The sequence below is a fragment of the Ferruginibacter sp. genome (genome assembly GCF_028288465.1).
In the GTDB taxonomy this organism is placed as follows: Bacteria; Bacteroidota; Bacteroidia; order Chitinophagales; family Chitinophagaceae; genus Ferruginibacter.
In genome coordinates this window covers 19,350-28,557 of the sequence record NZ_JAQBNR010000006.1, presented here as the reverse complement: position 1 = coordinate 28,557, position 9,208 = coordinate 19,350, and the positions used below count along the sequence as shown (strand labels likewise).

Sequence of the window (9,208 nt, the reverse complement as noted above, 5' to 3'; positions counted from 1 at the left end):
CCTTCAATTTTCACCAGTCTTTCCAGTGCTCCGTATCCACGGTTACCGATGCCGACCACGCCAATCCTTACAACGTCCAGCTTTGGCGCAGCGTAGCCACACATGTTGAACTTTGGTGCCTGTTTCCTATCGGCCTGTTCTTTAATCCGGTCTAAGTCTTCGGTGGTGTTGGCGTAAGCCTGCATCATACCCGATACCACCAGGCCTAAACCGGATAAACCAGTATGCTTTATAAAATCTCTTCTTTTATTCATCATTTATTTAAAGGAATTATTTTTCAAAAACACAGTCCGCTAAAAAAGCGGGCTCGTACCCATTGTTCACCGCCCATTGTACAGCCGTAATTATTTTTTCCCGGTAATCGGGTTGATAATTAAAATAGTCGGGATAATAGTATTGTTCATGCACTAAAAAATCAAGGTAAGGTGGCATGTTATTATTCGTCTTATATCCTTCCAGTAACGGAACAATGGTATCTATTTTTTCCCTGTCAATCACAATACTGGTTCTTACAAATACCATATCCGTTTCATCGTCTTTCCACACAAATCTTTTCTCTACCCGTTCTCTTTTATCACCTTGAAGGTAGTAGGATACACCTGGCAATTCATTGTACATCCCAAAATATCCTAACAACCCTTTATAGCCAGCTTCTTTTACAGCACGCACACCCTCTTTGGTTGCTTCGCCCCAATGTATGGTGGTAAACGGTCCCATGGAAGCCTTGCCGGCAAAGCGTTTTATCTGATCATCTACCAACGTACAATCTTCCTTTACCTTATCATAACCAGCATTGATATAAGGCTGATCCGGAAATTCGCCCAGTGCATGAAAGCTCAGCCGTAACCAATTTGCATTGGCTTCCCATTCTGGTTTATACTTATCACTCAATTGCGATAAATCAAATCCTTCCGTTTGATAAAATAAATTCAGGTGAATTTTTGTGCCGTAGGTTTCATGCACATTCTTAAGAAATGCCAAATAAGAATTATCAAAAAGAGATGCCGGATTTTCTTTGTGCAGGTCTCTTAAAAACCAGATGTTATCATCAATCGACAGCCGGTATTTATTGGCAAAGTCGGGCAACCAATACACCGTAATGCTTTTCTTTTCACCGGTACTATTGTCAACAACTTCGATGCTGTTTTTATAATTCTTAAAACTCAGCTTTGCAATAAAAACATCCCCGATCGCTGTGGCAATTTCCCCGTCAATGCTGATGCTGCTGCCTTTGGGTGCTTTGACAGTAACAATCGTCTCCAGCGCCCCATTGATCACGTCACCATCTTTCGCATGTAGCATGTCCCCATCAATGGGACTTATAAAACTGATGCCTGTTGTTTCCATTGTATTGCTTTTTAAGATCGGTTATTATTAGGGTTTTGCGTTTATTAATTATGATTTTCTTTGTTCACCAGCAGTTGCCTTTCATGGCTCCATCGTTGTGTCACTCACTTGTACTTTTATAGCTATGTGGAACGGCCAAATCGAATACACTTCAAAAATCGATAGCAGGCTAGTCGCACGGCTCAAATTTACCTCATCCTCCTTCTCCTTCCCCTTGAGAGGAGGGGGCGGTCCTTTAAATCTTCGCCAAACATTTGTTCTTCCAATTCTTCATTTGTCCTTTGTTCAACAAGTTTATTCTATACCAACACAACAAGTATAGGTGGTAATTATCATTCTTACTTCACAAACTCACCACTCACTACTGACTATTCACTATTCACTATTCACCATTCACCTGTTCGCCTGTTCGCCGCGGTCTGACCTTCGGTGCCGACCGCTGGGTTAAAAGTCCGGTTTAAACAACTCTTCAAACGATTTGCTTACTTCATCATCTTTTAGCTGAATCCTGTGATCCAATACTTTTAAAAACAATTTGCGCCACAATCCCTGCTCCACGTCAAAGCGGGCCAGCATGGTATTTAAGCGGTAGGGCTGGTATTCATCGAGCCAGGCTTTTTCATACACCGATTTAAGTTCGCCACATTCATCCATCATGTCTACCAATAAACCATGGCAACTGTAAGTGATGTCATAAATAACAAAATCATCTTTTTTATCCGGCAGGGTGGATTCTTTCCAGCGGTCGCAAATTCTTTTGGCCCATATAAAACGGGTGGCGGTATAATTAATTAACCGGGCGCTAACCAACAAGGAGTTGATAAAAGAACGTTGACTTTTCGGTGCCTTTTCCTGTAAGCTAATTAGTATCCCTTCTGCTTCTTCACTCAATTTCCTGCAAGCAATAAAATCATCCAAATGTACTTCGGTATTTTCAAGGTAATAAGGTTGAAATGGATTCGACCAGCTTTCTACAATGGTGCCCCTTGGCAGGCCGCCCGTATTTTTTCCCAAACATTTTCCCAAATATTCCCCACTTGCTGCAATGGATGAAATGGCTTGGTTCATATCTGCTCCAATGGAAGCATATTCGACCGAGCTGTAGTCCGAAGTAAAGGTATTTTTATCCGGCACCTTACCTTGCCAGGCTCCAATGCAGCCATAAGCCATAAACAACCAGGAAGGCCGCACAAATGGCTCAACCGGATCAGTCCATACAGAAGTAATAAAACCCAGCGTATTGTTTGCCATGCCTGCTTCCAGGCAAAGATTGATATTATCAAAAGTGTAATTGGTGTTGGGATATACATGGCCCCAGCCCGATACAGCAGGCTGTATAAAAAAGGGGCGCTTTTCTTTCAGCACTGGTCGAAGATAATGGTTGATAGCTGCAGTATCGGGTGTATATTCCCAGATTACCGGTATCACCTCTTTCGGAAACCTGGCCAGGATATCGGGGTAAAAATTATTCATATCCGTCCAGGCCAACACCGTTTTGCCGTATTGTTTTAATTCGTTGCTGATGAAAGTTAGCTGCTTTATAAAAAGCCCTTCAGGATCAATCTTTTGCTGACCTGCACGTTCGGAAATCTGTTTTGTCTCCCAGGTTTCATCAAAGCCAACATGTATAAACGGACTTTCAAAAAGTTGGGTGTATTGTTTGATCCAGTCATTCATTAAAACACTCACCTGCAGATTGGCCGGATCAATTTCATGACCATACTTTCCAATGGCCAATGATGCATATTTTTCATTGCGGATCAGCTCGTGCAAGTGCCCGTACATGGCAACGAATGGGATCACATCCATATGCCTTTCCTTTCCGTAGGCGATGATACTTTTTATTTCTTCTTTGGTATAATTGGCGCCGTAATTCAGCGTTGGATAGCCTTCCATTTTGATCGATACTTCGTTGTAGAAATAATATTGGTTGGCTTTATACCGGGCTAAAAAATCAATTTGAGATTTGATCTCTGCCACAGTTAATAAACCACCGTGTGCAAAATCCATCATCACCCCACGAAATGGCAACACAGGATTATCTTTGATCGTTACCGCAGGTAACACCGCTGCTTTTCCCTGCCCTTGTATTAATTGCCTGATGGTTTGAATGGCGTAATACAAACCTGCACTTGTATTGGCTTCGATTTTTATTGATGTGGAACTGATGTATAAACTATAAGCTTCTCTTTGGTTGGCATGATTGGTATCGGCCACCACCGGCAATTCCAAGCCTTTGTTTTTAATGCTGTAACTAACCTTTGCCAAAGAAGGTAAGCTTACGATCCTAACCTTTTTGCCCAAACGTTCCTCTATCACCTGCTTTAATCCCATCATTGCAAATGAAATATCTTTTGAGGCGCCGGCTGGTAAATAAATACTACAATCCTGCAATGACAAGGCTTTGGCCGACAGATCATATTTCATTGCCGTTGGTTGAGGAAGCAGCACCGGCTTTTCCTGCGCCTTTACCCCGCCAATTAAAAAAAGAAACAGCAGCCAAAAGAGGTGGACGTTTTTCATATTTATTTTCCGGTGAAAAATTAAGTGCCCCATAAATGTAACAATGCGTACCAAGAAATAAAATTATATTTCAGTCATCGCGGCTCGTTAAATGACTTCTCCAAAAATAAAAATTACAAAGCAACTATAAGTTTGAAAATGCAATGAAAACTTATACTTTTTTAACAACAAACAATTTTTCAAACACCTCAGCTTTTCAAATGATACCCTGCTTCATCCGTTATCAGCGAAATATCTCTCAAAAGCAAATGGCCAATTTTTTACAATTGACCACTTACTTTAACCATACTAAACGACGATGCTGTTATTTTAAATAAATCGCTGTTAGTCTTTATCCCACCAAAGCCTTGTGGCGGTATTATCCGGCCCTCCCAGCATCTGGACTGCTTTTGTAACTGCATCTCCATTGGTTAACGACTCGATATCAAGGAATGGAATTCTTTTGATAAATGTGCCCTGTGGCAGATCACTGTTTTCACTATGTACAACAGGATACAAAGCAGGCAAATTTGTTCTGCGTACTTCCGCCCATCCTTCCATACCATCAGGAAACAACGCCAGCCATTTTTGCTGAGCCAGTTGCTTGCGTTGCATGGTTGTATTGTCAGACCACTTAACAGGATAGTCATTCACAGCAGGCGAATTCTGGCCATCCTGCGGCGCAATCGGTGTTGCTGTATTGGCAACATAAGCATCAATAGCGGCGCCATCTGTAACGCCCCATTGGGCCATTGATTTTCTGATACCTGTTTCATACAATTCCTGGGCACTGCCACCGCCCATGTTCCAACCGTTCAATGCACCTTCTGCTTTTAAAAAGTAAGCTTCGGCACAATGCATGATATCTTGTGGTACGCCGTAATTTGTTTTCCAGTCAGCATTTACCCAGTTACACCAGCGGGTACCAAGGTTGGAATTGAACAACCTCGAATTAATATCAATGATTTTTTCAGATGTATACAAACCATTCCTTACACCTTCATAAGTACTGGTGGCAACAGAAGGCTGAAAAAATATCGGCAGGCGTGGATCGCTGTAGCCTTTCAAAATTGATTCCATGGTGGCGCTCATGCGGATATCATCCCAGCCGGCGGTAACTGCCAAACCATTGTACTCATTGTAATAGCTGGTATTTTTCGGCATATAAGCATCATCCGCCAGGTCTGTCATTACCCCGCCTGCAACGGCCGCCTCCGCTTCCGTTTTAGCCGACGTTGGGTTTACACCGGATATTCTTAACGCCAGCCTTAAACGCAATGTATTCGCAAATTTTATCCAGTTGGTTACCGGCGAAGCTGTTTTACCATACACTAAATCATATGCACCAAAAGGCTTTTCTCCGGTGTGATTTTTTAATGCGGTAGCGGCTTCATCCAGCTTTTTAAAAAAATCAAAATAGATAGAATCCTGCGGTGTGTATTGCACTGAACGTTGCGCATTGCCTGCATCAAAATAAGGAATCGGGCCAAAATGATCTGTCAGCCTGTGAAAGCACCATACCCACCAGATTTTAGCAATCGCTGTTTCTGCAGAAGCTGCATCGGAACCTTCCATGATTGTTTTTAATTGTGGTACCGCCTGTGTATACACCGGGTTCCATATAGCAGGATCCCATGCCTGCACAATTACATACCGGTCAGTTGGAAAAGATTGTGCGGCCTGCGAATAGAACTGGGAATATACGCCGGCAATGGTTCCCTCGCCTACTTCAAAATTATCCGGGCTAAGCGTTGGCGCCATCAGAGCGTAAGAAAACATAAACGGATATTCAGTTTTGGAAACACTGCTCAGTTTTGTCTTGTCTGTATTCTCATCGTCGAATTTTTTGGTACAACTTGTAAAACAGATGATTGCCGACGCTAACAATAAAAAGGAAATTTTCATTGTATAATTTGTTTGATATCTTTTATTCATAAAATAAATTTTTTAGCCTTAAAATGTAAGTTTCAGATTCAATCCAATACTACGGGTGGATGGAAGATTGTAGTATTCAATACCCTGGTAGTTACTGTTACCAAAAGAAACTTCCGGATCAAAATCCATTTTACGTTTCCCTATTCCCGGTATATCCAGGATTGAACTTCCGCGGTAAAGGAAGAAGAGATTTCTTGCTACCAGCGATAATTTAATGGCTTTGAAAGCGGATGGCAATCTTTTGAATTCATACCCAAGCGACAATTCTCTTACCCTTACAGTAGTGGCATCAAAAGTGAAAAATTCAGCCCAGTTGTAATCGCCCTGCGCTACGGTTTGCCATAGTTTTTCGGCATTGATAGGCGTTGCATTTTTTGTACCATCTGCTAACACACCAGGCAATAACAGTGAGCCGGCATCCCTGTATTTGGCAGTGATGGCTGCGGTTCCTGCATACGCAGTCTGACCAGCAGAACCGGAAGCAATTTCGCCACCGAATTTACCATCTATCAATACACTTAATGACAGATTTTTGTAAGTAAATGTGTTACCTAAAGCCAATGAAAAATCCGGATTGAAATTGCCTATTTTTTCAATGGCAGTTCCTTTAACGGGTGCTCCATTCGCATCCACTACAAACTGGCCATTTGATCTGAGCCATTTGTACCCGTACAAATCTCCATATGAACCACCCACTGTTACAACCGGGATGGCTGTACGCACGTTGGCGGAGGTACCCAGCGGAAGAATAGAACTGCCGGGGAATAATTCGATTATTTTGTTGGTGTTTTTTGCAAAGTTCACAGACACATCCCAGTTAAGACCACTGCCAACGATTGGCTTTGCCGTTAACATCAATTCTACCCCTTTGTTTTCAACATTACCCGCATTGATGTAAGCAAATGAATAACCAGATGGGGATGGTGTATTAACCTTGAATAACTGATTTTTTGAATTGGTTTTATAGTAACTCAAATCAATGCCCAGCCTGTTTTTAAAGAAGCGCCATTCTGTTCCCAACTCCAGTGAGGTAGTGAGCTCTGGTTTTAAATCGCTTATCAGTTTTGTATTGCTGCTGCCGATGTAGCCACCGAAGCCCCCTGCTATGTAAGAGTAAGTCTGAGAGAGCATATACGGGTCTGCATCGTTACCCACTTTGGCAACAGAGCCTCTTAGTTTAGCATAGCTGATCCAGTCAGGCATTTTGGTCATGTCTGATAAAACCCAAGACAAGCCAACTGAAGGATAGAAATATGAGTATGGACTAGGCAATGTACTGGCCCAATCGTTTCTTGCAGCTACATCCAGGTAAAGGTAATCGTTGTAAGATATTTGTGCTGTTCCATACACAGACTGCAAATCTCTTTTGTACGTAACCGCCTCTGTCTTTAATGCAGAGCTTGCATAACTAAGATCATACTTATTTGGGAAAGCCAACCCATCCGCCATGATATTCCTGTGCCTTAATCCTCTTGTTAATACCGAAGCTCCGATATTATAATTCACTTTAAATGCGCTGCTTATTTTATTGTTACCAGTTAATAACACATCTGCATTTCTTTCAGAAACATAATCTGTTCCTTCCGCATAATAACCACCTGGCTTACGTGCATAGTTAACGGTGTTATTGGCGTATTTCTGCGTGATATAATCGTTGTAACTATCGTTGCTTAAACGGCCTTGGAGATTCAGCCAATCGGTCAGTTTATATTTTAATGAAATCAGACCGGTTAACCTGCTGCGTCCTTCATCGCGATGGGTATTGTTGATGGTCCAGTAAGGATTCATGTACACCGGATCTTTCGACGTCCAGTAAGTAGGTGTTTCAATACCGGTTACATCCACATCCTGGTAGTGTTTAATATCTTCCAGGTTTACTGATCTTGGAATGCGGTAGATATTCGCTGCCACCATACCATCACCACCAATACCCGGTTTATCATAAATATTTTGCAGCGTATAAGTAACTTTCGCATCGGCACTTAACCTGCTGGTAATATTGTATCCAACCCTTGCATTGAAGGTATGACGCATTAAATGGTTATACTGCACAATACCGCTGGAAGCCGTGTTAGTATAAGAAAGATAGGATTGTATTTTATCTGTAGCTGCACTCATGCTTACACCATTGTTGGTAGAAACACCCGTACGGAAAAAGTCTTTAAAGTTGTCCGGGTAAGCTGTCAGCTTGGTTGAATTACCTGTCCAGTCTGTTACTGTTTGTCCACTTATTTTTGGACCCCAGCTGTTACCGGTATTGGTAGAAAAATCACCTCCTGCACCCTGACCGTAGGTATTTTGAAAATCGGGCAGCAACATGGCTTTGTCCATGGTTACACCTGAATTAATATTGACTGCAATTTTGCCTGCTTTTCCTTTTTTTGTGGTGATAATGATAACACCGTTTGCTGCACGGCTGCCGTACAAAACCGAACCTGCTGCGCCTTTTAAAACAGAGATGGATTCAATATCATCAGGGTTGATATTGGATACCCCATCACTACCACTATGACCGCCGCCATTGCTGCCCGCATCGTCCGTTACCTGTTTAACAGGGGTTGAGTTATCGATGGCAACACCATCTACAACAAACAAGGCATTGTTGGAGCTGGCGATGGAACGGTTGCCACGAAGCAATACCCTTGTAGCACTTCCGGGACCGCCTGCTGATGAAGTAATAGAAAGACCGGCTACTTTACCGGAAAGCGTATTGGTAAAATTGGCATCCCTCATTTCATTGATCTGATCACCGCCAATTTTTTGTGCGGAATAAGTAAGCGATTTTACAGAACGCTGAATACCCAATGCGGTAACAATCACTTCGCCCATTGCTTTCTGATCACTCTCCATTGCCACGTTCAAAGTACCGGTGTTGGCATCTACCACCCTTTCTACTGACTGAAATCCTACAGAGGTAAATAGCAGTGTAGCTTTGGCAGATTTAACAGTGATGCTGAAAGCACCGCTGGCATCTGTAATTGTTGAAGTGGATTCCCCTTTCACTTTTACGGTAGCACCTTCTACCCCTTTACCTGTCGCCTGATCAGTTACAGTACCACTGATAGTGAATGCATTAAAATCAGGAAACAGATGGCCATTTTCCGGCCTGTTTTCTAAAGTACCGGGATTACAGACAGCCTTTAAATGAAATGACGAAGCCAACAGGAATACGAATAAAATCTTCCCGTAAGCACGCATTGAAACAAACATTTCTTTACTCCTGTTTGTTTTGCCTGCTCCTTCATCAAAGCGTGATTTAAAAATGGATTTTAAGTACATACAATGTAGTGTTTAGGTTTATAAAGCAGTTTGTTAGTTCTATTTTTTATTTACAGAATCAAGACCAAATAATATACTATCCGTCTCCGCCAGGATAACTGACACGGCTGATTGATTCGTAAAAAATCAATACAAATTAGATTAT

General features: G+C 42.1%; 4 protein-coding genes and 1 pseudogene. All 5 read right to left on the bottom strand.

The features are described 5' to 3' along the window. Positions 1-257: pseudogene (locus JWR61_RS03385) on the bottom strand (acetylgalactosaminidase); the annotation flags it as partial. 13 nt (positions 258-270) lie between these two features. Then, the gene (locus tag JWR61_RS03380; protein WP_301926449.1) at positions 271-1,347 is read right to left on the bottom strand and encodes a hypothetical protein; all 1,077 of its coding nucleotides are present in this window, start codon (positions 1,345-1,347) and stop codon (positions 271-273) included. A gap of 444 nt (positions 1,348-1,791) precedes the next feature. Further along, a complete protein-coding gene (locus JWR61_RS03375) occupies positions 1,792-3,870 on the bottom strand; it encodes a family 20 glycosylhydrolase (RefSeq protein WP_301926448.1) in 2,079 nt (692 codons plus the stop codon). A gap of 324 nt (positions 3,871-4,194) precedes the next feature. Continuing rightward, entirely contained in the window at positions 4,195-5,784 is a 1,590-nt protein-coding gene (locus JWR61_RS03370) for a SusD/RagB family nutrient-binding outer membrane lipoprotein (protein WP_301926447.1), read from the bottom strand. An 18-nt stretch (positions 5,785-5,802) separates the two neighbouring features. Beyond that, positions 5,803-9,063: a SusC/RagA family TonB-linked outer membrane protein gene (locus JWR61_RS03365; RefSeq protein WP_301926446.1), complete on the bottom strand. Its 3,261-nt coding sequence runs from the start codon at positions 9,061-9,063 to the stop codon at positions 5,803-5,805. Between the last annotated feature and the right edge of the window lie 145 nt (positions 9,064-9,208).

What these genes read in the sequence shown, in the direction of transcription:
- JWR61_RS03380 (WP_301926449.1), bottom strand. Translation starts at nt 1,347, where the DNA reads ATGGAAACAACAGGCATCAGTTTTATAAGTCCCATTGATGGGGACATG.
- JWR61_RS03375 (WP_301926448.1), bottom strand. Translation starts at nt 3,870, where the DNA reads ATGAAAAACGTCCACCTCTTTTGGCTGCTGTTTCTTTTTTTAATTGGC.
- JWR61_RS03370 (WP_301926447.1), bottom strand. Translation starts at nt 5,784, where the DNA reads ATGAATAAAAGATATCAAACAAATTATACAATGAAAATTTCCTTTTTA.
- JWR61_RS03365 (WP_301926446.1), bottom strand. Translation starts at nt 9,063, where the DNA reads ATGTACTTAAAATCCATTTTTAAATCACGCTTTGATGAAGGAGCAGGC.